Raw genomic sequence first — 25,975 nt, 5'->3', positions numbered from 1 at the left:
GGGTTCCTCCCAGGGTGGTGGATCAGGGCGCTGGAACAGGGTTGGTTGGCAGTGGTCGTGAGTGGTCAGTGGACGCGGGTGCGTGCGGGTGGGACGTGCCGGCGACGGGCTCGGGCGGACTGCTCGAGGAACGCAACGCACGCGACGGCGGTGTCGTCGTCGCCGACGAGGCCGCCCTTGGTGACGACCGGCAGGCCGGACCAGGGACCGCCGACGAGGCTGCCGGCGACGGCCAGCGGCACCACCTCGTCGGCGACGTCGAGCCCGTCGGCGGCGAGCTCGGCGAGGCAGGCGGCGGCGATGTCGCCGCCGGTGAGGTAGAGGCCGTCGACGCGCTCCGACTCCAGTGCGCGCCGGGTCGCCCGGGCCAGCACGGACGGGACCGACGTACGCGCCACGGTGTCGAGCAGGTCGCCCTCCTCGAGCGAGGACGCGACCAGCACGAGCTCGCCCGGGGCAGCCGTGCCGAGGGCCTCGTGGAGCGCCGCAGTGGTGGCGTCGACGTCCGGTCGTCCGTCGGCGTCCAGCGCGAGCCGCACGACCCGGACCTGCCGGGTCGAGCAGAGCTGGCCGAGCTGGCGCCGCGTGAGCGCGGTGGCACTGCCACTGACCGCGAGGTACGGCGCTGCGTCGGCGCCACCGCCGAGCCCGAGCGCGCGGGCCATCGCGACCGTGCCGGGGCCCGGGTCGACGCAGAGCCAGGTGACGCCCTCCACCGCCGCCGCGGCGCTCGCCACCCGCTCGACGTGGTCGAGGGTGAGGGCGTCGGCGACCACGATCCCCGTACCGGCGGCCGCGGCCTCGGTGACGGCGTGGACCAGCTCATCGAGCGGCCCGGTCACCGTCTCCAGCGCGATGGCACGGATCGGGAGGTCGGTCTGCCGGCCGAGCAGCTCGGCGACCTCGGACCGGGTCACGGGCGAGCGCGGGTCCTCGGCCAGCTCGGTCTCCTCCAGGCGGCGGCCGCCCAGCAGCTGCACCCCGCCCACGGTCTGGCGGTGCGCCTCGGGGTGCGCCGGGACGCACAGGGCGACCACCGGCCCACCGGTGAGCTCGGACAGCTCCGCGAGCATCGCCTCGGTGGTCGCTCCGACGTTGCCGCGCATCGTGGAGTCGATCCGGTTGGCCACCACGGCCGCGGGCCAGCCGGCGCGCAGCGCACGTCGTACGTCCTCGGCGGCCGCGGCCGGCTCGGCGTGCCGGTTGTCGGCCGACACGACCACGGCGTCGAAGCGACCGGCGAACTCGGCGACCAGCTCGGGGTGCTCGGCGTCCGCCACGGTCACCGACCGCAGGCCGGCCCGGGCGAGGCCGGCCGCGGTCGCGTTCGCACCGGTGAGGTCGTCGGCGACGACCAGCACCCGGCGCGGGCGTTCGTCAGCGGTCACAGCACCCAGCCGGCGAGGAGCACGAGCGGGATCGACCCGAGCCAGGCGGCCGTGGTGATGCCGGACCAGCCCTTGATCGCCGCGATGCCGTCGAGCCCGGTGAAGCGGGTGACGACCCAGAAGTAGGAGTCGTTGAAGTAGCTGAACACCATCGACCCGGCACAGCAGGCCAGCGCGGCGGCCAGGGGCGACAGGTCGAGACCGACGACGAGCGGCGCGGAGACCGAGGCGGCAGTGATCATCGCGACGGTGCCCGATCCCTGGGCGATGCGCACCAGGCTGGCGACGAGGAATGGGACGAGCACGCCCGGCAGGCCGGTGCCGGCGATGGCCTCGGCGAGGGCGTCGCCCACCCCGGAGTCACGGAGCACCTGGCCCAGCGCGCCGCCGGCGCCGGTGATGAGCAGGATCAGGCCCGCGGATGCTGCGGCGTCGGCCAGCCAGCCGCTCACCTTGTGGCGCGGGGTCCACCGCGGCAGCAGGACGTAGACCGCGAGCAGCAGCCCGATCAGCAGCGCGACGACCGGGTGGCCGACGAAGGCCAGGGCGGAGGCCCACGACGAGGGGGTGTAGTCGTCCTCCGGACCGAGCACGCCCTGGTTGTTGCGGTCGAGGGCGGTCGCGCCGGTGTTGAGCACGATCAGCAGGAGCGGCACGAGCAGCGGCAGCGAGGCGACGACGGCACCGAGCTGCTTGCGCTCAGGCAGCTCGCCGTCCCCGTCACCCGCGTCGTACGACGTCGCATCACCGCCGTCGGCCACGGCCGTGCCCCCGGTCGCGCCGGAGCCGCCGCCCACCGCAGCGGTCGCGTAGACCGCCCGGCGGACCTCCTCGTCGACCTCGGACTCCAGCTGCGGGCCCATCCAGCTGGCGTACAGGACCACGACGGGCAGGAGGAGCACGGAGAAGAGCAGGCCGACCAGGATGAGGCCACCGAGGTTGGCGCCCAGGATGCCGGCGACCCCGAGCGGACCGGGCGTCGGCGGGACGAGGTGGTGGGTCAGCGTCATGCCGCAGCCGAGGGCCAGGGCGAGGGTGACGTAGCCACCTTGCTTGACCCGCGCGATCGAGCGGGCGAGGGGGTTCATGATGACGTAGCCCGAGTCGCAGAACACCGGGATCGACACCAGCGCGCCCGTGGAGCCCATGGCCCAGGGCTCGCGGCCCTTGCCGAACGCCTTGAGGAACGCCCGGGCCAGCGTGTCCGCGGCTCCCGAGACCTCGAGGATCTTGCCCACGGCGACGCCGAGGCCGATGACGATGCCGATGTTGCCGAGCGTGGTGCCGAAGCCGGCGGTGATCGAGGCGATTGTGTCGGCCGGCGCGGATCCCGCGATGGAGCCGGTGACGAGGGCGGCGATCAGCAACGCCGCGAAGGCGTCGAGGCGGGTGCGCAGCACCAGCACCACGATGGTGGCGATGCCCACGACCAGGGCGAGCAGCAGCTGCAGGTCCATGTGTTCCTCCTGAAGGTGACCGCCGTCACCTTGCCAGAGCTACCTGCGCAGATCAACCACTCGGCCGTGCTTTGTTGCGCACTTTGCGCAACTGCCCCCGGAAGAACGGCTCGAGTCGGCGCATCCTGACCTCGAAATGCAGTCGAGTCGGCGCATCCTGCGTCAGGATGCGCCGACTCGATGTCTGGCAGGCGTCAGGATGCGCCCGCTCGATCAGAAGAGCAGCGCCGTGCCCGGGTCCTGCAGCATCCCGGCGACGTCGGCGAGGAAGCGCGAGCCCTTCTCGCCGTCGATGTGGCGGTGGTCGAAGGACAGCGCCAGCGTGGTGACGTCGCGGACCACGATCTCGCCGGTCTCCTCGTCGACCCACGGACGCTTGTTGATCGCGCCGAAGCAGAGGATCGCGGACTCGCCCGGGTTGATGATCGGCGTACCGGCGTCGACCCCGAAGACGCCGACGTTGGTGATCGTGAAGGTGCCGCCGGCCATCTCCGCCGGCTGCGTCTTGCCGTCGCGGGCGGTGGCGGTCAGCTCGCCGAGGGCCTGCGCGAGCTCGGTCATCGAGAGCGAGTCGGCGTCTTTGACGTTGGGCACCACCAGGCCGCGCGGGGTGGCGGCCGCGATGCCGAGGTTGACGTAGTGCTTGTAGACGACCTCCTGGGCCTGCTCGTCCCAGTAGGAGTTGATCTCCGGGGTGCGCTTCATCGCGAGGATGACGGCGCGGGCGAGGACGAGCAGCGGGCTGACCCGGGTGTCACGGAACTCCGGGCGCTTCTTCAATCGCGCGACGAGCTGCATCGCGGCGGTGACGTCGACGGTGATCCACTCGGTGACGTGCGGGCTGGTGAAGGCCGACTGGCTCATCGCCGTCGCCATCATCTTGCGCACGCCCTTGATCGGCTCGCGGGTCTCGCGCTCGCCGGACGCCTGGTGTCGTGACGGGCGCTGGGCGCCCTCCTCGACCAGCGGCGTACGGGCGGCAGCCGAGCCGTTGGCGGCGCCCTGCACGTCGTCACGGGTGATCGAGCCCGACGGGCCGGAGCCGGTCAGCGTCGAGAGGTCGACGCCGAGGTCCTTGGCGAGCTTGCGCACCGGCGGCTTCGCCAGGGCGCGTACGACGCCCGGCTCCTGCGCCGCGGCCGGGACGAGGGCCTCGGCGGGGGCGGCTTGCGCCGCCCGCTGGTCGGTCGCGGGCACCGGTGACTCGTCGGCCGGCATGACCTCGTCGGACTGGGCGCCGCCGGGCGAGAACGCGCCCTGCACCTGCATCTGCGTCTGGCCGCCGGCGACGGTGCTCGGCGAGGCCGAGCCGCGACGGGCGCGACGCATCGGACCCCGGTCGGCCTTGATCCGGCCGACGAGGGACGCACCCTCCATCGAGCCGGACGCTGCCGGGTTGGACAGGTCGATGTCGGCCGGGTCGACCTGCGCCTCGGCAGCACCCGCCTTCTCGGCCATGCCCAGGTAGGGGTCGGACTCGGTCTGCTCGGTCGGCGCCACGGCGGCCGGGGCGGGCGCCTCGCCGGGGGCGCCGATCGCGATGATCGGCGTCCCGACGGGGACGGTCTCGCCCTCGGCGACAAGCAGCGCCTGCACGGTGCCCTCGAACGGCGAGGGCAGCTCGACCAGCGACTTGGCAGTCTCGATCTCGACGATCACGTCGTTGATCTCGACGGTGTCGCCGACCTTGACCTTCCAGGCGACGATCTCGGCCTCGGTGAGGCCTTCCCCGACGTCGGGGAGGAGGAACTCAGACATCAGAAACCTTTCGGAGCCGGGTCTCGTGACGGTCGCGGGGCGACCTCCTCGACCACCGGCGGGGCTCAGTAGGCGAACGCGCGGTCGACGGCGTCGAGGACCCGGTCGAGGTCGGGGAGGTACTCCTCCTCGATCCGCGACGGCGGGTAGGGGGTGTCGAACGCGCCGACGCGCAGGACCGGGGCCTCGAGGGAGTAGAAGCACTCCTCGGTGACCCGGGCGGCGAGCTCGGCGCCCATGCCGAGGTTGACGTGTGCCTCGTGGGTCACGACGCAGCGGCCGGTGCGGCGTACGGACTCGTAGACCGGCGCCATGTCGAGCGGCGAGAGAGTGCGGAGGTCGATGACCTCGAGGCTGCGGCCCTCGGACTCGGCGGCCTCGGCGCACTTGAGCGCCGTCTTCACCGTCGGGCCGTACGCGAGCACCGTCGCGTCGGAGCCGGGGCGGACGACGCGCGAGGTGAAGAGCGGCTCGGGCGTCGCCGTCTCGTCGAGCTCGGCCTTGTCGGCGTGGTACTGCCGCTTGGGCTCGAGGAAGATGACCGGGTCGTCGTGGGCGATCGCCTGCTGGATCATCCAGTAGCCGTCGACCGGGTTGGAGCAGGCCACGACCTTGAGGCCCGGCGTGTGCGCGAACTGCGCCTCGGGGCTCTCGGAGTGGTGCTCGACCGCGCCGATGCCACCGCCGAAGGGGATGCGGATGACGATCGGCATCTTCACCTTGCCCTGCGAGCGGTAGGTGTACTTCGCGACCTGGCACACGATCTGGTCGTAGGCGGGGTAGACGAAGCCGTCGAACTGGATCTCCACGACCGGGCGGTAGCCGCGCAGCGCCATGCCGACCGCGGTGCCGACGATGCCGGACTCCGCGAGCGGGCTGTCGATGACGCGGTCCTCGCCGAAGTCCTTCTGCAGGCCGTCGGTGATGCGGAAGACGCCGCCGAGCTTGCCGACGTCCTCGCCCATGAGCAGGACCTTGTCGTCGTCCTCCATGGCCTTGCGCAGGCCCATGTTGAGGCCCTTGGCCAGGGTGATCTTCTGGTTGGCGCTCATCTCAGTGGGCTCCTTCGAACGACTCGAGGTAGGCGGCGAAGCCGTCGCGCTGGGCGGCGATCTCGTCGGTCATCTCGCTGAAGACGTAGCCGAACTGGTCGAGCGGCTTGGGGTCGGGCAGTGCCTTGCAGCCCTCGCGGAGGTGGTGGCCCAGCTCCTTGGCCTCGGCGTCGAGGTCGTCGAAGAACTGCTGGTCGACCAGGCCGTTGCGGCGCAGGTAGACCTTGAGCCGCTCGATCGGGTCCTTGAGCTTCCAGTGCTCGAGCTCGTCGTTGAGGCGGTAGCGGGTCGGGTCGTCGGTCGTGGTGTGCGCGCCCATCCGGTAGGTGTAGGCCTCGACGAACGACGGGCCGTTGCCCTCGCGCGCACGCTGCAGCGCGGCCTTCGTGACGGCGTACGTCGCCAGCACGTCGTTGCCGTCGACGCGGATGCCCGGGAAGCCGAAGCCCAGCGCGCGCTGGTAGAGCGGGATGCGGGTCTGGCGCTCGATCGGCTCCGAGATGGCCCACTGGTTGTTCTGGCAGAAGAACACGACGGGGGCGTTGTAGGAGGCGGCGAAGATGAACGCCTCGTTGACGTCGCCCTGCGAGGACGCACCGTCGCCGAAGTGGGCGATCACGGCCGCGTCGCGCTCCGGGTCACCCGTGCCGACGACGCCGTCGCGCTGCATGCCCATGGCGTAGCCGGTGGCGTGGAGGGTCTGCGCGCCGATCACGATCGTGTAGAGGCCGAAGTTGTTCTCGTTGGGGTCCCAGCCGCCCTGGTCGACGCCGCGGAACAGGCCGAGCAGCCGCAGGGGGTCGACGCCCTTGCAGTAGGCGACGCCGTGCTCGCGGTAGGTCGGGAAGACGTAGTCCTGTGGACGCAGGGCGCGGCCGGCGCCGATCTGCGCGGCCTCCTGGCCGAGCAGCTGGGCCCAGATGCCGAGCTCGCCGTGGCGCTGGAGCGCGGTGGCCTCGACGTCGATGCGCCGGGTGAGGACCATGTCGCGGTAGAGCCCGCGGAGCTCCTCTGCCGAGAAGTCGTGGTCGAACTCGGGGTGGTGGACGCGCTCGCCCTCGGGCGTGAGCAGCTGGACGAGGTCGGGTCCACCGTCGGACTGGGACGGTCCGAAGACGTCCGCCAGGTCGGGGCCGAAACTCACAGGATCGGACAACGCACTACTCCTCACAATCAGGCAGCGGCAGTCACGGGATCGCCGGACGCCGACGCTTGCACACGTGGTCGTCGGCGTGTGTGACCCCGACCACAGGATGGGCTCAACGTACTGGCCGGAGCCTGCCAGCACCAATCTGGGCAGGCTCTCCTGGTCCCGGTCGTACGCCGTCCGGGGAGCGCGTAGATGGGCCGGCGCCGACAGGCTCGTGGGTGACCTGTCGACGCCGGCCCGCCTCCATGGGGGCTGGAGGCGCGGGCAGCAGCTGCTACCCCGTGATGAAGGCGGCCATCACCGGCTCGTGGCCCGCAGTCCGGTGTCGGGCAGGACCTCGGGGGCCGCGCACAACGCCGGGATGCGGAGCTTGTCGAGCCGGGTGGATCCGACCCTCAACGTGACCTTCGCCCGGGGACGTCCGTGGGTGACGAACTTCCGGCCGGTCTGGGACTTCACCGGGATCCGGTGGACCTCCGGGCCCACGCGGAGCGTGTAGACGACCTTCTCGCCGGTCCGGTTGGCGAGCCGGGCGCGCACCGTGCCCTGGCAGCTGGCCCGCACCGAGCCGACCGCCTTGCCGAAGGCCTGCGTGGGCAGCACCTCGGGCGGCGCGACCGGCGGGACGAGGGGCGGCGGCGGGGTCGCCGGGGTGCAGACCAGGACGGCAGCACTGGCCGTCGGGTCCGTCCCGACCGGCTGGTCGACCGTCGCCGTGTTGGTCCAGCCGCGGCAGGCACCGGGAGCCCCGCCCGCCAGCGTGAGCGAGTAGGTGTAGCTCCTGACGAGTCCGGCTGCCCAGGTCAGCGCCGGGTCGAGGACGACCCGCTGGCCGGCCACCGTCTTGTCGTCGACGACCTGGACCGTCTTGTTGGTCTCCGACCGGACGCCGAAGGTGATCGGCTGTGTCGTCGCGGTCACCGACGTCGAGGTCGCCGCACCCGCCGGGTCCCACGTCGCGGTCACCCTGAGCGTGCCCGACGCGGCCGGCCTGGAGCTGAACGTGCAGGCCACCGGCAGGGTGGTCGTGCTGTCCTCCGCGACCGCGACGTCCGTGCCGCCGGTGACGGTGCACACCGCCCCGCCCCCGAGGTCGGTGGACGCCGTGACGTCGGCGACCACGTCACCCGCGGCGTACTGGTTGGGGTTGGTGATCGCCACCTCGCCCTGCAGCCGCCAACCGGACTCCGTCCTCGCGCCGGCCCGGGCCGTCACCGTGTAGGTGAAGGTCGCGTTGCCGTTGGCGTCGGCGGTGCGCTGGGTGGCGTCGGCGACCTTGCTGATCGACCAACCGTGGTCGACGGCGAGGTCGGCCCTGCCCGTGGGCACCAGCTGGAGCGGCTTCTCCACGCACACCTTCACCGTCTCGGTGTCGGAGTCGGAGTCCTGGGAGTCCGTCGCCACGACCTTCGCGGTGTTGTCGTACGTCGTGCACCCACCGGGGACGCCGTCGAAGGCCTTCGTGTAGGTGAAGGTCCGCGGGCCGTCGGAAGCCTTGACGACCACGCCGTCGGCGGCGCCTCCCGGCAGGACGACCTGGCTGTCGGTCACCGTCGCGGTCGCGTCCGTCACCGTCGGCCTCGCGTCGGCGAAGTCGAACCCGGCCGTGCCCGAGGCGGTGCCGCTGGTGCCGAAGTAGGCGCTCTTGTCCCACGTCGCCGTGGCGGTGTTCGTGCCCGTCGTGGTCGCGGTCGCGTTCGCCAGGACGCACGAGTAGTCGAACGTCGACGTCCCCTTCGGGACCGACACCGGACCACCCGGCTTGTCGATCGTGCACGTGCCACCCGGCAACGAGTCGGCCAGCTGCACCCCGGAGATCGTCGTCTGGTTCGGGTTGGTCACCGAGATCGTGCCCGTCACCACGAACACCGTGTCCTTGGCGGCGGACGGGGTGACGACCACGTCGTACTCGAACGACGCCGGCGTTCCGTCGGGCACCGTCTGCGTCGACGAGCCCTTGACCGACTTCTCGATCGTCCAGTCGTAGTCCCGTGCGAACGCCGGCTTCGCCGTCTTGGTCACGACCAGGTCGTCGAGGTCGACGCACACCTCCACCGTCTGGCCGGAGGTGTCGAAGTCGTCGGTGTCGCTCTCGTCGACCCGCGCCACGTTGTCGTAGTCGCGGCACGCGCCGGGCGTGCCGCCCACAGCGGGGCCGGCGTACGTCGCCACCACGACGCGGTGGCCGGGTGCGTTCCAGACGTCGGTCCACGCGTACTCCGGCAGACCGATCCGGACCGGGGTGCCGCCGTCGAACGAGTCGGTCACGGTGGCGTGCTCGTCGATCTTCGGCTGCACCGTGATGGCGTACGTCGCCCCGGCCTGCACGCTGCCGGGGTGCGCGTCCTGCTGCGGGTACGTCGACTGGTCCCAGCTCACCGTCGCGGTCGTCTGGCCACCGGTGAGCGCCCCCGCGCCCGGGTCGCACGCGTAGTCGTACGACGTGGCGCCGGCGGCGACGTCGACCTGGACCCCCGTGGTGCCCGGATCGACGTCGACGTCGGCGTTGCTCGGCAGGAAGTGGCACGCGAGGTCGCCGGCGATGCCGACCGTGGCGCGCATGCTCGGGTGGGTGGCGGAGGGGTTGGGGTTCGTGACCGTCACCTTCCCGTGCACCTCCTTGCCCGTGGGCGTTCCCTCGGGCAGGGCCTCGAGCTCGACCTGGTAGCCGAACGTCGTGGTCGCGCCCTCGTCGATCGTCTTCGACGCGTCCCCGACCACGGTCTTGTGGACGCGCCAGTCGTAGGCGACGCCGTAGGACCCGGACGCCTGGTTGGCGACGGCCAGCGGCTTGAAGAACAACCTGTTGGTGAACTCCACCGTGGCGACGCTCGTCCCGGAGCTCCCGACGACGACCCCCGTGTGGACGGTCGTGTCCGGCGCGTAGCCGGCGGGCGTGGCGGTCTCCTCGACCGTGTACGTGCCGGGCTTGGCGGGGTCGATGGTCACGACTCCGTCGGCGACGGTGTCGATCCCGGGGGTGGCGCCGTCCTTGACGACGAGCCGGTCGGCCGCGGCTCCCGTCGCTCCCGGGACCGGGTTCTCGGTAACCCGGAAGGTGGCGCCGGGGACGAGCCGCTGGAACTGGTCGCGCTTCTCGATGACGAGCTTGCCGCAGGTCGGCGGCACGGAGATGCCGATGCCGCCCACGAAGTCCAGCAGCGACGACTTCTCGGAGTCGCCGGCGAACGAGCGGACGTTCATGACGCCGTAGGCGCCGCGGCAGTCGCCGACGTCGTCGAAGGAGCTGAGGTTGACCGCGCCCTCGGCGAAGAGCTTGCCCTCGCCGGTCGCGCCGTCGAATCCGGCGCCGGCGGTCGGGGTGGGGCAGTACGCCGACGGCGTCGCGTAGCCGGGGACCTGGAAGCACCCGGTGGCGAAGGTTCCGCTCGCCGACCGGGTCCACTTGTAGGCGTGGGTGAGGGCGAAGTTCCCGTTGCCGTCCTGCTCGAAGCGCAGGAGGAGGTCGTCGACGCTCCGGTCCGGGCGGAACTGCACCGAGTCGCCGGCCTCCTTGGGGAGGTTGGCCTTCTGGTTGAGCTCCACCATGAACGTCATCGTCCCGCTCTGGGCGATGCGCCTGAAGCCGAGGAACGCCCAGGTCGAGGACCCGGTGATGAAGTGGGAGTAGACGTCGGAGATGTCGCCCTGGTCGGTGCTGGTCCCGGTGCCCTCCGACCAGTCGCTCGGGTTCTGGAACTCCTTGGAGCCGCCGGTGAAGTTGCTGTCGTCGGCGGTCTTCACCGGGTCGGGCGTCGGCGCCGGGATCCCCGGGCTCGTCCAGTCGATCCCGCCGCCCTCGACGGACGTGTTGCCGTCGATCTCGAAGCCGGCGGTCACGCCCGCCCCCGCGGACGAGGTGGTCGCGGCCTGGACCGCGACGGTCGGGACGAGCAGGAGGAGCGCGATCGACGCCCTCAACCGTCCGGAGTCTCTGTGTCGTTCACCGGCACGGGCCCCTCCGGCCCGCCGTCCCCACCGTGTCGTCATCATTCGAGCGCGTTGCATTGCCGCCCCCTGGCGCGAGTAGTCCCCACTGAAGTCCTTGGTGACCGACGCCCCCCAGCGCTGCCGACCGTGGTCGCCGCGCACCCCCAAGTGGCACGGCGTCTGTGTTCAGGGCAGAAGACTGGCGTCAGGGGACCACGACGGGAATCCACCGCGAGGAGGCACCAGACTTCCTGCGGAGGGGCTTGACCCAACGTTGGTAAAGCGGCCCGGATAGGGGGCTTCCCGGACCAGACCACGTACCCACGTCGGGAGAGGTCGGGAGACGACGAACCGGCGCCGACAGGACCCGCGGGGACCCGTCGGCGCCGGCTCGGCGTCGTACGTCGTCGGTGTCAGCCGCGACCGTGCGGCGTCCGCCAGCCCGACTCGTCGGGCCCGACGGGGACGATCTGCGTCGGGTTGATGTCGGTGTGGACGACGTAGTAGTGCTTCTTGATCTGCTCGAAGTCCACCTCGTCGGCGAAGCCCGGGGTCTGGAAGAGGTCGCGGGCGTAGCCCCAGAGGTTCGGCATCTCGGTGAGCTTGTTGCGGTTGCACTTGAAGTGCCCGTGGTAGACCGCGTCGAAGCGCACGAGCGTGGTGAACAGCCTGACGTCGGCCTCGGTGATCGCGTCGCCCATCAGGTAGCGGCGGTCGGCGAGCCGCTCCTCCAGCCAGTCGAGCGTCGTGAACAGCCGGTCGTAGGCGTCCTCGTAGGCCTCCTGCGACCCGGCGAAGCCGCAGCGGTAGACGCCGTTGTTGACCTCGGTGAAGACGCGCTTCATCACCGACTCCATCTCCTCGCGGAGGTCGGCCGGCCACAGGTCGGGGGCGTCGGGGCGCTGGTGCTCGCGCCACTCGAAGGAGAGGTCGTGGGTGATCTGCGGGAAGTCGTTGGTCACGACCTTGCCCGACTCCACCTCGACGATCGCCGGCACCGTGATGCCGCGCGGGTAGTCGGGCTGGCGGGCGAAGTACGCCTCCTGCAGGCGCTCGATGCCGAGCACCGGGTCACGGCCGCCCTCGTCGAGGTCGAAGGTCCAGCTGCGCGCGTCGTGGGTGGGACCGGGCGCGCCCCAGGAGATGACGTCCTCGAGGCCGAGCAGCGTCCGGACGATGATCGAGCGGTGCGCCCACGGGCAGGCACGGGCCGCCACCAGGCGGTAGCGGCCGGGCTCGGCCTTCCAGACCGGCACGTCGCGCGGACTGTCCTTCGACCCGCTCGGGAACCGGTCGTCGAGCGGGTCCGCGGACCGCACCCCCGCGAGGACGCGGTCCGGGAGGTAGGACATGTCGCGCTCGAAGGGCTTGCCCTTGGTCGTGTACGTCGCCGTGTCGTTCACACTTCAACCATACCCGCGGACGCGGTACGGCATACCTTCGTGACCGTGAGTGCCACCTTCGCCACCAGCGACTCCCACGGCCACCTGACCGAGCTGACCGCCGCGCTGCAGGGGGCCGGCCTCCTCGACGAGGAGTCCCACTGGAGCGGCGGCACCTCGAGACTGTGGGTCCTCGGCGACCTGCTCGACCGGGGACCGGACGGGCTCGGCGTGATCGCGCTCGTACGCCGGCTCGTCGACGAGGCCGCGGCGGCCGGCGGTTCGGTTGACCCGCTGCTCGGCAACCACGAGGTCATCGCCCTGGGCATGCGGCTGTTCGGCGACACCGAGGTGGTCCACCGCGGGGTGGTGCGGACGTTCGAGTCGGTCTGGGCCCGCAACGGCGGACTCGCCTCCGACCAGGACGGCATCGACGCCGAGCTCTTCGCCTGGCTGGCCGCGCTGCCGGCGGTCGGCCTCGACGGCGACCACCTCCTCATGCACTCCGACACGCTCGCCTACCTCGAGTGGGGCGGCACCGTCGACGACGTCAACCGGGCCGTGCGCGAGGTCCTCACCGGGGACGACCCGGTGGCCTGGTTCGACCTGCTCCTCGCCCTCGGCCGGCGCCACGACTACGCCGGGCCGTCCGGCCCCGCGGCCGCGCGGACCCTCCTCGACGCGCTCGGCGGGCAGCGCGTCGTCCACGGCCACAGCATCATCGCCGACCTCTTCGACGTGCCCGTCGACTCCTACTCCGAGCCGCGGCTCTACGCCGACGGCCTCGCGCTCGACATCGACGGCGGGATCTACGAGGGCGGACCGTGCCTGGTCGCCCGGCTGTCCGGGTAGGCGGGCCGCCGTTCGCACCCGTCCCCCCGGGCGGTGAGTGAGACACGTTCTGGGGCTCGAGAACGTGTCCTACTCACCGCTGGGGCATTGATGGTCCGAGGAGCGGTGAGTGAGACATGTTCCCGGGTGCGGAAACCTGCCTCACTCACCGCTCGACGGGAGTACGTCAGGGGGCGAAGCGGGCGGCCACCTCGACGACGCGGTCGAAGGCCTCGGCCTCGCCGATGCTGACGCGTACGCCGTCGCCGGCGAAGGGGCGGACCGAGATCCCCACCTCCCCGCAGGCGGCGGCGAAGTCGAGGGCGCGCTCGCCCAGCGGGAACCAGACGAAGTTGCCCTGCGCGTCGGGAAGGTCCCAGCCGACCTCGCGCAGCCGCGCGACCAGGTCGGCGCGGCGGGCGACGAGGTCCTCGACCCGCACGAACAGCTCGGCCTGCGCCTCGAGGGACGCGATCGCCGCGGCCTGCGCGACGTGGCTGACGCCGAACGGCAGCGAGACCGCGCGGAGGGCGGCCGCGAGGGGTGCAGGAGCGACGGCGTACCCCACGCGGAAGCCGGCGAGGCCGTAGGCCTTGGAGAAGGTGCGCGTGAGCACCACGTTGTCGTGGCGCCGGTAGGTGGCGATCCCGTCGATGGCGTCGTCCATCCGCACGAACTCGAGGTAGGCCTCGTCGACCACGACCACGACGTGCGAGGGGACCTTCGCGATGAAGGCGTCGAGCTCGGACTGCGTGACGGCGGGGCCGGTCGGGTTGTTGGGCGTGCAGACGATGACCACCTTGGTGCGGTCGGTGATCGCCGCGGCCATCGCGTCGAGGTCGTGGCGGCCGTCCGCCGTGACCGGGACCTGCACGCTGCGCGCGCCGCCCGCGGTGACCGCGATCGGGTAGGCCTCGAAGGAGCGCCACGCGTAGACGACCTCGTCGTCCGGCTCGCAGAAGGCGTTGACGAGCTGGTAGATCAGCGCGACCGACCCCGTCGCGGCGGCGAGGTCCTCGGCCGGCACGCCCATCGCGTCGGCGAGCGCGGCGTAGAGCGCGGCGCTGCCCATGTCGGGGTAGCGGTTCATCTCGGCGGCGGCCTCGCGCGCGGCGTCGAGCACGCCCGGCAGCGGCGGGTAGGGGTTCTCGTTGGAGGAGAGCTTGTACGACGTCAGCCCGGGTCGGGCGACGGGCGGCTTGCCGGCGACGTACGCAGGGATGGCGAGCACGTTGGGCCGGGGCTGCGGGGACGCAGGGGTGGAGGACATGACCCGCACCCTAGTGAGCGACGAGCTGCTCCGGCCTCCGCCTGCCCCGCCACGGCCGCACGACCGGGAGCAGGACGACCCCGATCGCGAAGCCGATCCCGGCACCCAGGATGTTGTCGACCATGTCGGTGACGTCGCACGCCCGGTCGAGACGGGCGAGCTGCAGCTGCGTGAGCTCGATCGCGAGGCTGTACGCCGCCAGGCCGAGGAGGCCGAGGGGCGCGAGCACGACACCCGACCACCAGCGTCCGACCGCGAGCACGAGGAACATGCCGGCCGGCACGAAGAGGAGCACGTTGAGGGTCCGCTGGTCGAAGCCGAGCACCTCGAACGCCGCACCCGAGGGGCCGCCGTAGTCCCAGGAGCACGCCTCGCTGCGACCCTCCGCCGGCACGATCCCGACGTCCGCCCGCGTGGGCACGAGCGTCACGAGCGCGATCGCGGCGAGCGACCAGAGCAGGCCCGCGACCGACACTGCGGACGCAGTGCCGAGCCGAGGCCGCAGCACCGTCGCGAGCAGCGCCGCGACGGCGGCCGCCACGAGGGCGCCGAGCACCATCACGCCCGTGCCGCCGATCGTCACCACGCGGCACACCGTAACCGCCTCGCCCCGCTGGTCGAGGAGGGACGAAGTCCCGTCACGAGACAGCGCCGCCGGAGACCGGGCCTCGGTACACGCCGCCACGACCTCGCAGGCTCGGTCGCGGGGGCACTCGACCTCGCGACACACGCGGCGAGCTCGTTCCTCGCTCCCCGCTAGTGTCGCGACATGAGGTTCCTGATGTGGCTGCTGACCTATGCCGCCGGCCTGGCCGTCGCGGCCTGGCTCCTGGACGGGATCTGGTTCGAGGGGGCGAAGAACGGGCAGGCCGAGCTGCAGGACAAGATCGTGCCGCTGCTGGTCGTCGCGCTCATCCTGGGCCTGGTCTCCACCTTCATCGAGCCGGTGATCAAGCTGATCTCCCTTCCCTTCATCATCCTCACGCTGGGCTTCCTGCTGCTGGTGATCAACGCGCTGATGCTGCTGCTCACCGCACGGCTGGCGGACGCGTTCGGGCTCGGCTTCCACGTCGACGGCTTCTGGAACGCGCTGCTGGGCTCGATCATCGTGACGATCGTGGGCTGGGGCGTCCGCGTCGCCATCCCCTACGACGACTGATGCGGGACGTCCCCGCGCAGCACACCCCGGGTCGCTACCGGATCGCACTCGTCTGCCTGGGCAACATCTGCCGCTCGCCGATGGCCCACGTCGTCCTGGAGGGCCGGCTCGCCGACGCCGACCTCGCCGACCGCGTCGAGGTGGCGTCGTCCGGCACCGGCGGCTGGCACGTCGGCAACCCGATGGACCCGCGCGCCGCGGCCGCGCTGACCGCCGCCGGCTACGACGCGAGCCGGCACCGCGCCCAGCAGTACGACGCGACCTGGCCCGCGTCGTACGACCTGGTGCTCGTCATGGACGAGGCCAACCTCGCCGACGTCGGCGGTCGCACCGATCGCGTGGGGATGTTCCGCGACTTCGATCCGGTGGATCCGGGTGGGGCGGTTCCCGACCCGTACTACGGTGGGGACGACGGCTTCGAGGAGGTGCTGACGATGGTCGAGCGCACGAGCGACGCGATCGTGGCGGCCCTGGCGGCGGCGCTGGAGGGCCACGCGGGAGACCGCACGAGCGACCGGGCGGGCGGGGGCCGGGCCTGATGGCTCGCCAGCCGCTGGTCGCCAGGCGCGCCGAGGAGCTCCTCGGCACGGCCGTGGTCGCGACCTCACCGGTGGCCGGTGGCGACATCGCCACGGCCACCCGGCTGCGGCTGTCCAGCGGGCAGACCGCGCTGATGAAGACGTTGCCCCATGCGCCGGAGGGCTTCTTCGAGTCGGAGGCCACCGGCCTGCGCTGGCTCGCCGAGGTCGAGGGCGGCGTCCCGGTGCCCGAGGTGCTCGCCGCCGCGAGCGACTGCGTCGTGCTGGAGTGGGTCGAGCAGAGCCCGAAGACCCCGGTCGAGGCGGCCGTCGCGTTCGGCCAGCAGCTGGCCACGACCCATGCCGCCGGAGCCGACGGGTGGGGACTCGACCACGACGGCTTCATCGGGCGGCTTCCGCTGCCCAACAAGACCGCCGACTCGTGGCCGGAGTTCTATGCCGTGCGTCGCGTCCTGCCCTACCTCAAGCTGGCCCGCGACCGCGGCGCGATCTCCGACACCGATGCGACCGCGGTCGAGGCGGTGGTCGGCAGGCTGACCGGACTGCTCCCCGACGAGACGCCCGCGCGGCTCCACGGCGACCTCTGGAACGGCAACTGCCTCTGGGGCCAGGACCTCGCCATCCACGTCATCGACCCCGCCGCGCACGGCGGTCACCGCGAGCTCGACCTGGCGATGCTGCACCTCTTCGGCCTCACGCACCTGCCGCGGGTGATGGCGGCCTACGACGAGGCGCAGCCGCTCGCCGAGGGCTGGGAGGACCGGCTCGGGATCCACCAGCTCTTCCCGCTGCTCGTCCACGCGTGCATGTTCGGCGGCGGCTACGGCGCCCGCGCCGGGACGGTCGCGGCCCGCTACGCCTGACCCACCCGTCGGGCTGGTCCGTCGTACGTCCGGGTCGGGCACCGTGGAGGGATGACCGACGCAGCCGACGCGACCCCGTGGGTCCCGGGGTCGCGCGACCTCGGCGAGCTCGAGTCGGCGGCGCACGAGTGCCGCGGGTGCGAGCTGTGGCAGCCGGCGACCCGGGTGGTGTTCGGCTCCGGAGGGACCGCTGCCGCGGTCGTCCTCGTCGGCGAGCAGCCCGGCGACCAGGAGGACCGGCAGGGCGAGCCGTTCGTCGGTCCGGCGGGCCGCGTGCTCGACGAGGCGCTCGCCGAGGCCGGCATCGACCGCTCGACGGCCTACCTCACCAATGCGGTCAAGCACTTCCGCTTCGAGCCACGCGGCAAGCGCCGGATCCACCAGAAGCCCGACGTGCGCCACGTGACGGCGTGCCACCCGTGGCTCGACGCCGAGCTGGAGGCCGTCGATCCGCGGGTGGTGGTCGCGCTCGGCGCGACGGCCGCCCGGGCCGTGCTCGGCCGGACGGCCAGGATCGGCGAGCTCCGCGGGCACGTGCTCGAGGAGCCGGACCGGCCCGTCGTCGTCACCACCCACCCGTCGGCCGTCCTCCGTCTCCGCGGGCGGGGCGGCTACGACGAGGCCTTCGCCGGCCTCGTGTCCGACCTGCGGCTGGCGGCGCCGTACACCTGAGTACCAGCGAACGTTCAGGATCGCCTCAGGAGCCGATGGCATCCTTGGCCTGTGAGTGAGTCCAGGCCCCGCGTGCTGGTCGTCGACGACGACCGTGCCGTGCGCGACTCGCTGCGCCGGTCGCTGGAGTTCAACGGCTACGAGGTCGTGCTGGCCGCCGACGGCGCCGAGGGCCTCGTGGCGGTCGGGGCCCAGCACCCCGACGTCGTGGTCGTCGACGTGATGATGCCGCGGCTCGACGGGATCGAGACGACGCGCGCGCTGCGGGCGGCGGGCAACGACGTACCCGTCCTGGTCCTGACCGCGCGCGACGCGGTGGGCGACCGGGTGGAGGGGCTCGACGCCGGGGCCGACGACTACCTCACCAAGCCCTTCGCGCTGGAGGAGCTGCTGGCCCGGCTGCGCGCGCTGCTGCGCCGCGTCGTCCCCGACGGCGACGGCGAGTCCGAGGTGCTGTCCTTCTCCGACCTCACCATGGACGTCGGCAGCCGTGACGTGTCGCGCGGCGGCCGCCCGATCGAGCTGACCCGCACCGAGTTCACCCTGCTGGAGATGTTCCTGCGCCGGCCGCGACGGGTGCTCGACCGCTCGTTCATCCTCGAGGAGGTCTGGGGCTACGACTTCCCGACCAGCGCCAACTCGCTCGAGGTCTACGTCGGCTACCTGCGCCGCAAGACCGAGGCCGAGGGCGAGTCCCGGTTGATCCAGACCGTGCGTGGCGTCGGCTACGTGCTGAAGGAAGCATGAGCGCCCCGTGAGCACGAGATGAGCACCGCCACCGCCTGGCCCGACGGGCGCTGGCACTACCGCAGGTCGCTCGCGTCGCGCGTCGCCGTGCTGACCACGGTCGCGCTCGGCCTCTCGATCGCCGTCATGGCCTTCACCGCGTTCGTGGTGATGCGCCAGCAGATGATGAGCTCGCTCGACCAGTCGCTGCTCAACCGCGCGCACAAGGCGACCGCCAACACCACCCTGTCGCGCGTCACCTCGGGCGGCGTCCCGTCGTGGATGCTGGGCGCGGCCGACGTCCGCATCATCTTCATCAGCGCCGACGGCCGTGGCATGTCAGGGTCCGACATCCCGCACTTCACCCTCGGCCAGCCGGAGTACGACGTCGTGACCGGCCAGCGCGAGTCTGCCGTGCGCACGCTGGTGACCCGGGAGGGCGAGCGGTTCCGGGTCGCGACCGTCCAGGCAGGGAGGGATGAGGCCCTCATCCTCGCCCAGCCGTTGGCAGCGAACGACCGGACGCTGGAGAAGCTCGGCGGGGTGCTGTTCGTCTTCGGCGCCCTCGGCGTGCTGGCCGCGCTGCTCGCCGGCTGGCTGGTGGCCCGCAACGGGCTGCGGCCGCTGCGCCGGCTCACCTCGCGGGTCGAGCACATCGCGATGACGGAGGACCTGCGACCGCTGAGCGTGGAGGGGGACGACGAGGTCGCGCGCCTCGCCACCGCGTTCAACCAGATGCTGCTCGCCCTCAGCGCCTCCCGCGACCGCCAGCGCCGCCTCGTCGCCGACGCCAGCCACGAGCTGCGTACGCCGCTCACCTCCCTGCGCACCAACCTCGACCTGCTCCGCCAGGCCGAGGGCAACAACGCGCTGCCGCCGGAGGCTCGGCTCGAGCTGCTCGACGACGTCCGCGGCCAGATCGAGGAGCTCAGTGCGCTCGTCGGCGACCTGGTCGAGCTGGCGCGCGACGAGCCCGCGACCCGGGTGGTCACCGAGGTGGACCTCGCCGACGTCGTCGAGCGGGCGGTCACACGCGTACGCCGTCGTGCCCAGGGCGTGTCCTTCGACGTCGCGCTCGACCCGTGGCGGGTCGTCGGTGACTCCAACAGCCTGGAGCGGGCCGTCACCAACCTGCTCGACAACGCCGCCAAGTGGAGCCCGCCGGACGGCACCGTCACCGTGCGGCTGGCCGACGGGGTGCTCACCGTCGACGACCAGGGATCGGGCGTGGCCGAGGCCGACCGGCCGCACGTCTTCGAGCGCTTCTACCGCGCCGAGGAGTCCCGCGCCATGCCCGGCTCCGGCCTCGGTCTGGCCATCGTGCGCCAGGTGATCGACCGCCACGGCGGCCAGGTCCAGGTGACCGAGGCTCCCGGCGGCGGCGCGCGCTTCGCCCTCTGGCTGCCCGGCGTCGCCGCGGTCGCGGAGTCACCGGATATCCGGTGAGTCTCCCGCTTGGGGGCCGACATCTCGGTCACCAACCGGGAAGCTCGGGTGCCAAGCCTCAGTCGAAGACACGCAGCAGCCGCTCGGCCTTCCACTCCGACTCCGCCCACTCCTCCGCGACGTCGGACTTCACGGTGATGCCGCCGCCCGTGCCGAGGGTCCACGTGCCGGTGCCGTCGGTCATCAGCGAGCGGATGACGACGCCGAGGTCGGCCGGGCCGTCGCCGCTGATCCAGCCGAACGCGCCGGCGTACACCCCGCGCGGGGTCGACTCGACCTCCTCGACGATCTCCATCGTGCGCAGCTTGGGCGCGCCCGTCATGGAGCCGGCGGGGAACAGCGCGCGCAGCGCGGCGACCGTCGAGACGTCGTCGCGCAGCCGTCCGCGGACCGTCGACACCAGCTGGTGGACCGACTCGTAGGACTCGACCTGCATCAGCTCCGGCACCTCGACCGACCCGACCTCGCACACCATCGACAGGTCGTTGCGGAGCAGGTCGACGATCATCAGGTTCTCGGCGCGGGTCTTCGGGTCGCGCGCGAGCCGCTCGCGGTGGTGCTCGTCCTCCTCGGGCGTCGCGCCGCGCGGGGTGGTGCCCTTGATCGGCTTGGTCTCGAGGTGGCGGTCGGGGGTGACGAGGGCGTACCTCTCCGGCGAGCTCGACAGCAGCCAGCCGCGCGCCCCGTCGACGTCGTGCTGGAGGAAGCCGCTGTACGGCGCCGGGTTGAGCTCGCGGAGGCGGAGGTACGCCGTCACCGGGTCGAGGTCGGAGGTGCGGGACAGCCGGTGGGTGAGGTTGACCTCGTACGAGTTGCCGGCGTGCAGGTGCTCCTGGACGCGGGCGAAGGCGGCGGCGTACGAGCTGGGAGGGGGACTTGTAGGGGGAACCTGACTCCTCGAGGCCTTTGCAACCCCCTCCGAGTGCCAGTTTCCCCGCTCGAGCGGGGAATCTGCGAAGCGCACGCCCCGCTCCCCAGCAACCCCCGCCGCATGCTCGAACACCCGCACCGCGGCCGGCCGCATCCAGAGCGCGTCGGGGAGGGCGGGGTCCGCGGCCGCGGGGAGGTCGGTGCGCGAGGCGTAGCCGAGGTAGCCGAACCACTGCTCCCCTGCCGCGATGCGCTGCTCGAGCACGGCGAAGACGTCGTCACCGACGACCCTCGAGGTGCCGTCGGCGTGGAGGGTGACCTCGCGTCGGGCCGCCGACCACGACAAGGACGGGTCGTCCTCCTCGAGCCAGCCGATGATCGAGCGGCGGCCCGACCACTCGCGCGCGCCGCCGCCGTCGAGCCAGAAGCAGCGCGGGTGCCGAGCGGCCACGGACCGGAAGAAGGCGACGGGGTCGCTCATCATCCGGGGTCCCCGCGGCGTTGTTCGGAGGAGCGGAGCGGGGGAGAAGAAGGTCGTGGGGTGGTACGGAGAAAGTTCCTGACGAGGTCCTCACCGTGCGAGGACAGGACCGACTCGGGGTGGAACTGCACGCCCTCGATCGGCAGCGACGCGTGGCGGACGCCCATCACCACGCCGTCCTCGCTCCACGCCGTGGCCACCAGCGACGACGGCAGCGAGACAGCACCGAGCGAGTGGTAGCGGACGGCGGCGAAACCCTGCGGCACGCCGGCGAAGACTCCCGCGCCGTCGTGCTCGATCGTCGCCACCTCCCCGTGGGCTGGGGCCAGGCGTCGCACCGTGCCGCCGTACGCCGTCACCAGTCCCTGCATGCCCAGGCACACGCCGAGCACGGGGCGGGTGCCGGACCGCAGCACCGCCGGGCCCACCGCGAAGTCCGCGGGGGACGACGGGTGGCCGGGTCCGGGCGACAGGACGACGTGCGAGTGGGCGAGAACCTCCGCGGCGGAGACCTCGTCGTGCTGCACGACGCGCGGCAGGACGCCGGTCACCCGGGCCACCAGGTGCACCAGGTTCCACGTGTAGGAGTCGTGGTGGTCGACCACGATCACGTCCGGCTGCACGCAGCGACAGTAGTGGGCGCGGCGCCTACTGGCGCACGACGCGGCACGCGTCCGAGACCGGCTGGTCGCCGACCTCCTGGCAGCCGTCGAACGCCGCGAGCTTCGCCATCAGCGCGGCGACCTCGGGGGCATGCCTCTTGCTCGCGAAGGTGTTGCGCTTCTCGAACTTCTGGCGCTTGTAGCTGTAGTACTCGTAGCCCCAGGTGACCTTGCCGGGCCGCGGGTCGAGGTCGAACCGCGCCAGCAGCCCGGTGCGGCTCCGCACGGCCGTGTAGGACGGGATCCGGTCGAGCTCCGAGCCGCTGAAGGCGGCGTCCGGGTCGTTGCCGGTCAGCGTCTGCTGGGTGTGCTCGAGGAAGGCGTGGGACTGCCGCACCAGCTTCGGGTCGGCGAGGGTCGGGACGAGCGAGAGCCCGCTGCGGTAGGGCGCGGGCGCGAGCCCGGCCAGCTCCTCGAACGTCGGGGCGAGGTCGATGTTGCTGGTGACCTCGCGGCGCGTGCCGGGCACGACGCCCGGGCCGGTGACCAGGAGCGGCACGCGGACGTCGGTGTCGTACGGCGTCCCCTTGCCGCGGCCCATGCCGTTCTGGCCGAGGTGGAAGCCGTTGTCGGAGGTGAGCACGACGTAGGTGTTCGGTCCCACCGCCTCGAGGATGCGCTTCACCAGCCGGTCGGCCGACTGGGCCATCCGCGCGCGGTCGCGGAGGTCGCGGACGGCAGCGGCTGCGGGGAGCGTGCGGACGGTGTTCCACGCGCGGGCCTGCTTGCCGTTGGCCAGGCGCGGGCGGTTGTCCTTGCGTGGGTCGGCGAAGCCGGGGAGGTCGTCGACGGTCAGCTTGCCGCAGGCGACGCGCCCGCAGCTGCGCTTGCCGGTGCGGTCGCGGAACATCGGCGGGAAGAGCGGGTCACCGGCGTAGTGGCCCTGTGGGTTCGTCCGGTTGTGCGGCGCGTAGAGCGCGACCTCGAGGAAGTACGGCGCTCCCGCGGCCTCGTTGGTGCGGACGAAGTCCATCGCCATGCCACCGATCACCGCACCGGCGTACGCCTTGTCCTTGGCCGCGTTGCTCGCGCTGGCCGGCGGCGCCGGGTGGTGCACCAGCCGCAGCCGGTCGTCGACGATGGAGGTGCTCGCGAAATCCCAGCCGTCGTAGGCGGAGCCGAAGACGGTGTTGAACGTCGTCCAGCCCGGCACGACCGGCGGCAGCGCGCGGCCGGGGGACCACTCGTACTCGTTGAGGAACTTGCCGACGAAGCCCGTCTGGTAGCCGGCCTCCTGCAGCCGCACGTTGAACGCGCGCTCGGGGTTGCCGTGGACGTCGTAGGCCGGCCAGCCGCCGAGCTTCGACGTGCCCTTGTTGGACGTGTTGGTGCGGACGCCGGTCTGGTGTGGGTACTGCCCGGTGAAGAAGCTCGAGCGCGACACGCAGCACAGCGAGTCGGTGACGAACGAGTGCGGGTAGCTCGCGCCGGCCTTCCGCATCCGCTGCACCGAGCGCATCGTCTGGACGAGGTCCATCGAGAAGTCGTCGAGCATCACGACCACGATGCTGGGCGGCGTCACCCGTGCCGCCGCCGGCTCGAGCCCGGCGACCGCGTCCGCCTCCCGCGTCACGCGCGGCGGCGCGACGTCGTCGGGCGTGCCCGGTCCGTCGACCTGTCCGCCGGTCGCCCCGCATGCCATCAGTGCGAGCAGGCACACGCCTGCCCACGCTCCCTTGAACGTCCCCACTGCTCCCCCGTCGTGTCCCGAGCCGGCTACCAAGGGTGACGTCGTGAGTCCCCGATTCGTTGCCTGCCACGCCGAATCAATGTGTATAGGTTCGGTCGACTTTAGCCGACGGGTCAGGCGAGGAGGTCGCGCACCGCCGTGTGGAGCAGGTCGTAGCCGTTCTCGGTGAGGATCGACTCGGCGTGGAACTGGATGCCGCGGAAGTGCGGCCCCACGACGGCGTGGATGTCGCCGGTGGCCTCGTCGGCCTCCACGGTGACCCCGGACGGGAGCTCGACGCCGTCGGGCACGCGCCCGACGAAGGTGTTGTAGAAGCCCACCCGCTCGGTGCGGCCGTCGAGCCGGACCGGCGACTGGGTTCCCTGGAAGACGACGTCCTTGTAGCCGAGGTCGAGGCCGAGGCGCTGGCACAGCGTCTGGTGCCCCAGGCACACGGCGAGGAACGGCTGCTGCGAGGCGAGCAGGTCGTCGACGGCGCGACGGAACGACGCGATCTTGGGGTGGTCGCCCTCGCGCGGGTCGCCGGGCCCCGGTCCGACGATGACCAGGTCGGCGCCGTCGAAGGCGCCGGCGGCGTAGTCCTCGTGCCGGACCACGCGTGCGGTCATGCCGAAGACACCGAGCACGTGGACGAGCATGTTCACGAAGTCGTCCTCGCCGTGGAGGATCACCGCCGACCTCCCGGCCAGCCCCGGGTCTGCCGGCTCCCCGGCCTGGTCGGTCAGCCAGAAGCGGGAGAGCCGCTGGTTGCGGCTGCCGAGCGCCAGTACGACGTCCTCGTCGCGCGCGAGCTCGGCGATGTCGGTGCCGTCGGAGGTCGCCGCCGGCGCCAGGCCGAAGGCACTGAGGATGCCGCCCGCCTTGGCGCGGGTCTCGGCCACCTCGTCGGCCGCGTCGGAGTCGCGCACCAAGGTCGCGCCGGCGGTCACCTTGAGCTCCCCCGCCGGCGACACGTCGGCCGTGCGGATGAGGATCGGGCTGTCCATCGTCGGGGTGCCGTCGGGCGAGCGACCGAAGAGGGCGAGCGCGGCGCCGTAGTAGCCACGACCCTCGGGCTCGTAGTCGGCGATCAGCCGGCAGGCGTTCTCGACGGGCGCGCCGGTCACCGTCGCGGCGTACATGGTGTCGCGCAGGATCTCGCGGTGGTCGCGATCGGAGCGGCCGGCGAGGAGGTACTCGGTGTGGATCAGGTGCGTCATCGGCTTGAGGAAGGGCCCGAGCACCTGGCCACCCTCGTGGCAGATGTCGCACATCATCTTGAGCTCCTCGTCGACCACCATGAAGAGCTCGAAGACCTCCTTCTCGTCGGCGAGGAAGTCGAGCAGCCGGTCCTTGAGCGCGTCACCGTGGCCCGCCACCCGGAACGTCCCGGAGATCGGGTTCATCCGGACGTCGCCCTGGCGCACCGAGACGTGCCGCTCCGGGCTGGCGCCGATGAGGAAGCGCTCGCCGGTGAAGAAGCAGAAGGTCCAGTAGGCGCCGCGCTCGCGCTCCATCAGCCGCCGCAGCACGGTCAGCGCCTTCGCGGCGTCCCAGTCGGCGACGACGGCGCGGTAGTGGCGACCGATGACGAGGTTGGCGCCCTCGCCCTGGCCGATCTCGTCGCGGATGATCGCCTCGACGACCTCGCCGTAGTCCTCGTCGCTCGTCGCGAAGCCACCGCGGTCGGCGAACTCGACCGGCACGTCGGGCAGCGCCTCGAGCAGGTCGTCGACCGGCACCTCGTGCTCGGCCTCGATGTCGACGACCGTCAAAGGCGTGCCGTCGTCGATGGCGGCGAAGCCGCGCTCGCGCACCTGGCGGAACGGCACGGCGACCAGCCGGTCCGCGCTCCGACCCGGCTCCGGGGCGCCGGTCTCGAGCGGGATGTCGAGCAGGCTCGCGACCTCGTGCGGCGTGCCGCCCACCAGGCCCGCCGTGGGCGAGGCCTTGCGCCGAATGACCGCCCACGCGCCGTACCCCTGGATCTGCTCCAGGAGGTCTCGGACGGCAGGGGTCTCGGTCATGGCCGAAACCCTACGGCGGGGCGGTCAGCGGTCGGCGGGCATCTCAGGCCGGCTTGGTCGCCAGGACGTGGAACTCGTTGTAGACGAACGGCTTGCCGGCCCATCGGGGGAACGGGAAGCTGCGCCACGGCTCGGGCTGCAGGCCCAACGCGCGGGACAGGTCCTCGAGGTCCTGGCCCGTGGTCCACCGGACGTGGGTGGGGTCGGAGGCGTAGCCGCGCTCCTGCGGACAGATGAAGAACACCTTGCCGCCCGGCCGCAGGTAGGGCAGGTACGACCGCATGACCTGCTCGCCCTCCTCGGCCGGCATGTGCTCGATCACGTGGGCCACCAGGATCCCGTCGAACGACTCGGGGACCCGGAGGTCCGACTCGGCCCACTCCGCCGTCGTGAGGGCCACCATGCCGCGTGAGCGGGCGATCTCGATGGATGCGGCGTTGTGGTCGACGCCGACCGACCCCGCCGCCAGGGTGGCGAGGTTGCGACCGATGCCGCACCCCACCTCGAGGGTGCGACCGAGGCCCTGTCGGCGGATGTTGCGCTGGTAGGGCGCCTGGACGTTGAGCACCCGCTTCCACAGGACCTGCTCCTTCGCCTGCAGGCGCCGGGCGTAGTCCTCGCCTCTCGTGTCGCGCATGCGCAG

General features: G+C 72.1%; 21 protein-coding genes. 7 read left to right on the top strand and 14 right to left on the bottom strand.

All coding sequences use genetic code 11. The features are described 5' to 3' along the window. Positions 1–65 precede the first annotated feature (65 nt). From AC3A3L_RS09470 to AC3A3L_RS09440, 7 genes are all read right to left on the bottom strand, one after another. Positions 66–1,388 (bottom strand): four-carbon acid sugar kinase family protein, encoded by a 1,323-nt coding sequence (locus AC3A3L_RS09470; RefSeq protein ID WP_487639747.1) that lies wholly within the window; start codon positions 1,386–1,388, stop codon positions 66–68. Further along, positions 1,385–2,845 carry a GntP family permease gene (locus tag AC3A3L_RS09465; protein ID WP_487639746.1) on the bottom strand — a complete coding sequence of 487 codons (1,461 nt, stop codon included), beginning with the start codon at positions 2,843–2,845 and terminating at the stop codon, positions 1,385–1,387. The genes AC3A3L_RS09470 and AC3A3L_RS09465 overlap by 4 nt, the downstream gene beginning before the upstream one ends. A 213-nt stretch (positions 2,846–3,058) precedes the next feature. Further along, on the bottom strand, positions 3,059–4,603 hold the full coding sequence (locus tag AC3A3L_RS09460) for a dihydrolipoamide acetyltransferase family protein (protein WP_487639745.1): 1,545 nt from the start codon (positions 4,601–4,603) through the stop codon (positions 3,059–3,061). 65 nt (positions 4,604–4,668) lie between these two features. Then, on the bottom strand, positions 4,669–5,655 hold the full coding sequence (locus tag AC3A3L_RS09455) for an alpha-ketoacid dehydrogenase subunit beta (protein WP_487639744.1): 987 nt from the start codon (positions 5,653–5,655) through the stop codon (positions 4,669–4,671). A gap of 1 nt (position 5,656) precedes the next feature. Next, positions 5,657–6,811: a pyruvate dehydrogenase (acetyl-transferring) E1 component subunit alpha gene (pdhA, locus tag AC3A3L_RS09450; RefSeq protein ID WP_378545188.1), complete on the bottom strand. Its 1,155-nt coding sequence runs from the start codon at positions 6,809–6,811 to the stop codon at positions 5,657–5,659. Positions 6,812–7,102: 291 nt separating this feature from the next. Beyond that, positions 7,103–10,726 (bottom strand): SpaA isopeptide-forming pilin-related protein, encoded by a 3,624-nt coding sequence (locus AC3A3L_RS09445; protein ID WP_487639743.1) that lies wholly within the window; start codon positions 10,724–10,726, stop codon positions 7,103–7,105. Between the two features lie 422 nt (positions 10,727–11,148). Next, positions 11,149–12,138 carry a glutathione S-transferase family protein gene (locus tag AC3A3L_RS09440; RefSeq protein WP_487639742.1) on the bottom strand — a complete coding sequence of 330 codons (990 nt, stop codon included), beginning with the start codon at positions 12,136–12,138 and terminating at the stop codon, positions 11,149–11,151. 45 nt (positions 12,139–12,183) lie between these two features. On the opposite strand from AC3A3L_RS09440, the gene AC3A3L_RS09435 reads away from it, so the two are divergent. Next, a complete protein-coding gene (locus AC3A3L_RS09435; protein WP_487639741.1) occupies positions 12,184–12,969 on the top strand; it encodes a metallophosphoesterase in 786 nt (261 codons plus the stop codon). A gap of 166 nt (positions 12,970–13,135) precedes the next feature. Here AC3A3L_RS09435 and hisC read toward each other — a convergent pair whose 3' ends face one another. After that, entirely contained in the window at positions 13,136–14,218 is a 1,083-nt protein-coding gene (gene hisC, locus AC3A3L_RS09430) for a histidinol-phosphate transaminase (RefSeq protein WP_487639740.1), read from the bottom strand. A 10-nt stretch (positions 14,219–14,228) separates the two neighbouring features. Next, positions 14,229–14,804, bottom strand: coding sequence for a VanZ family protein (locus tag AC3A3L_RS09425; protein WP_487639739.1), 576 nt, complete (start codon positions 14,802–14,804; stop codon positions 14,229–14,231). 183 nt (positions 14,805–14,987) lie between these two features. On the opposite strand from AC3A3L_RS09425, the gene AC3A3L_RS09420 reads away from it, so the two are divergent. The 6 genes from AC3A3L_RS09420 to AC3A3L_RS09395 are packed head-to-tail and all read left to right on the top strand — an operon-like array spanning position 14,988 to position 19,623. Further along, complete coding sequence (locus AC3A3L_RS09420) at positions 14,988–15,377, top strand: phage holin family protein (RefSeq protein ID WP_487639738.1); 390 nt, start codon at positions 14,988–14,990, stop codon at positions 15,375–15,377. Further along, positions 15,377–15,916 (top strand): low molecular weight protein-tyrosine-phosphatase, encoded by a 540-nt coding sequence (locus AC3A3L_RS09415; protein WP_487639737.1) that lies wholly within the window; start codon positions 15,377–15,379, stop codon positions 15,914–15,916. The genes AC3A3L_RS09420 and AC3A3L_RS09415 overlap by 1 nt, the downstream gene beginning before the upstream one ends. Continuing rightward, positions 15,916–16,779: a fructosamine kinase family protein gene (locus AC3A3L_RS09410; protein ID WP_487639736.1), complete on the top strand. Its 864-nt coding sequence runs from the start codon at positions 15,916–15,918 to the stop codon at positions 16,777–16,779. The genes AC3A3L_RS09415 and AC3A3L_RS09410 overlap by 1 nt, the downstream gene beginning before the upstream one ends. A 51-nt stretch (positions 16,780–16,830) precedes the next feature. Beyond that, positions 16,831–17,451 carry a UdgX family uracil-DNA binding protein gene (locus AC3A3L_RS09405; RefSeq protein ID WP_487639735.1) on the top strand — a complete coding sequence of 207 codons (621 nt, stop codon included), beginning with the start codon at positions 16,831–16,833 and terminating at the stop codon, positions 17,449–17,451. Positions 17,452–17,502: 51 nt separating this feature from the next. Beyond that, positions 17,503–18,198, top strand: coding sequence for a response regulator transcription factor (locus tag AC3A3L_RS09400; RefSeq protein ID WP_487639734.1), 696 nt, complete (start codon positions 17,503–17,505; stop codon positions 18,196–18,198). Positions 18,199–18,216: 18 nt separating this feature from the next. After that, the gene (locus tag AC3A3L_RS09395) at positions 18,217–19,623 is read left to right on the top strand and encodes a sensor histidine kinase (protein ID WP_487639733.1); all 1,407 of its coding nucleotides are present in this window, start codon (positions 18,217–18,219) and stop codon (positions 19,621–19,623) included. A 58-nt stretch (positions 19,624–19,681) separates the two neighbouring features. Here the strand turns inward: AC3A3L_RS09395 and pabB are convergent, their stop codons facing one another. From pabB to AC3A3L_RS09370, 5 genes are all read right to left on the bottom strand, one after another. Further along, the gene (pabB, locus tag AC3A3L_RS09390; RefSeq protein WP_487639732.1) at positions 19,682–20,974 is read right to left on the bottom strand and encodes an aminodeoxychorismate synthase component I; all 1,293 of its coding nucleotides are present in this window, start codon (positions 20,972–20,974) and stop codon (positions 19,682–19,684) included. After that, positions 20,974–21,597 carry an anthranilate synthase component II gene (locus tag AC3A3L_RS09385; RefSeq protein WP_487639731.1) on the bottom strand — a complete coding sequence of 208 codons (624 nt, stop codon included), beginning with the start codon at positions 21,595–21,597 and terminating at the stop codon, positions 20,974–20,976. The genes pabB and AC3A3L_RS09385 overlap by 1 nt, the downstream gene beginning before the upstream one ends. A gap of 25 nt (positions 21,598–21,622) precedes the next feature. Further along, a complete protein-coding gene (locus AC3A3L_RS09380) occupies positions 21,623–23,326 on the bottom strand; it encodes a sulfatase-like hydrolase/transferase (protein ID WP_487639730.1) in 1,704 nt (567 codons plus the stop codon). 113 nt (positions 23,327–23,439) lie between these two features. Continuing rightward, positions 23,440–25,332 (bottom strand): anthranilate synthase family protein, encoded by a 1,893-nt coding sequence (locus AC3A3L_RS09375; protein WP_487639729.1) that lies wholly within the window; start codon positions 25,330–25,332, stop codon positions 23,440–23,442. Positions 25,333–25,375: 43 nt separating this feature from the next. Further along, positions 25,376–25,969 carry a class I SAM-dependent methyltransferase gene (locus tag AC3A3L_RS09370; protein WP_487639728.1) on the bottom strand — a complete coding sequence of 198 codons (594 nt, stop codon included), beginning with the start codon at positions 25,967–25,969 and terminating at the stop codon, positions 25,376–25,378. Positions 25,970–25,975 lie beyond the last annotated feature (6 nt).

Source organism: Nocardioides sp. Soil_C_8 (assembly GCF_057656315.1).
Note: the sequence above shows the minus strand (reverse complement) of the source record. Positions and strands in the feature narration are given on the sequence as shown.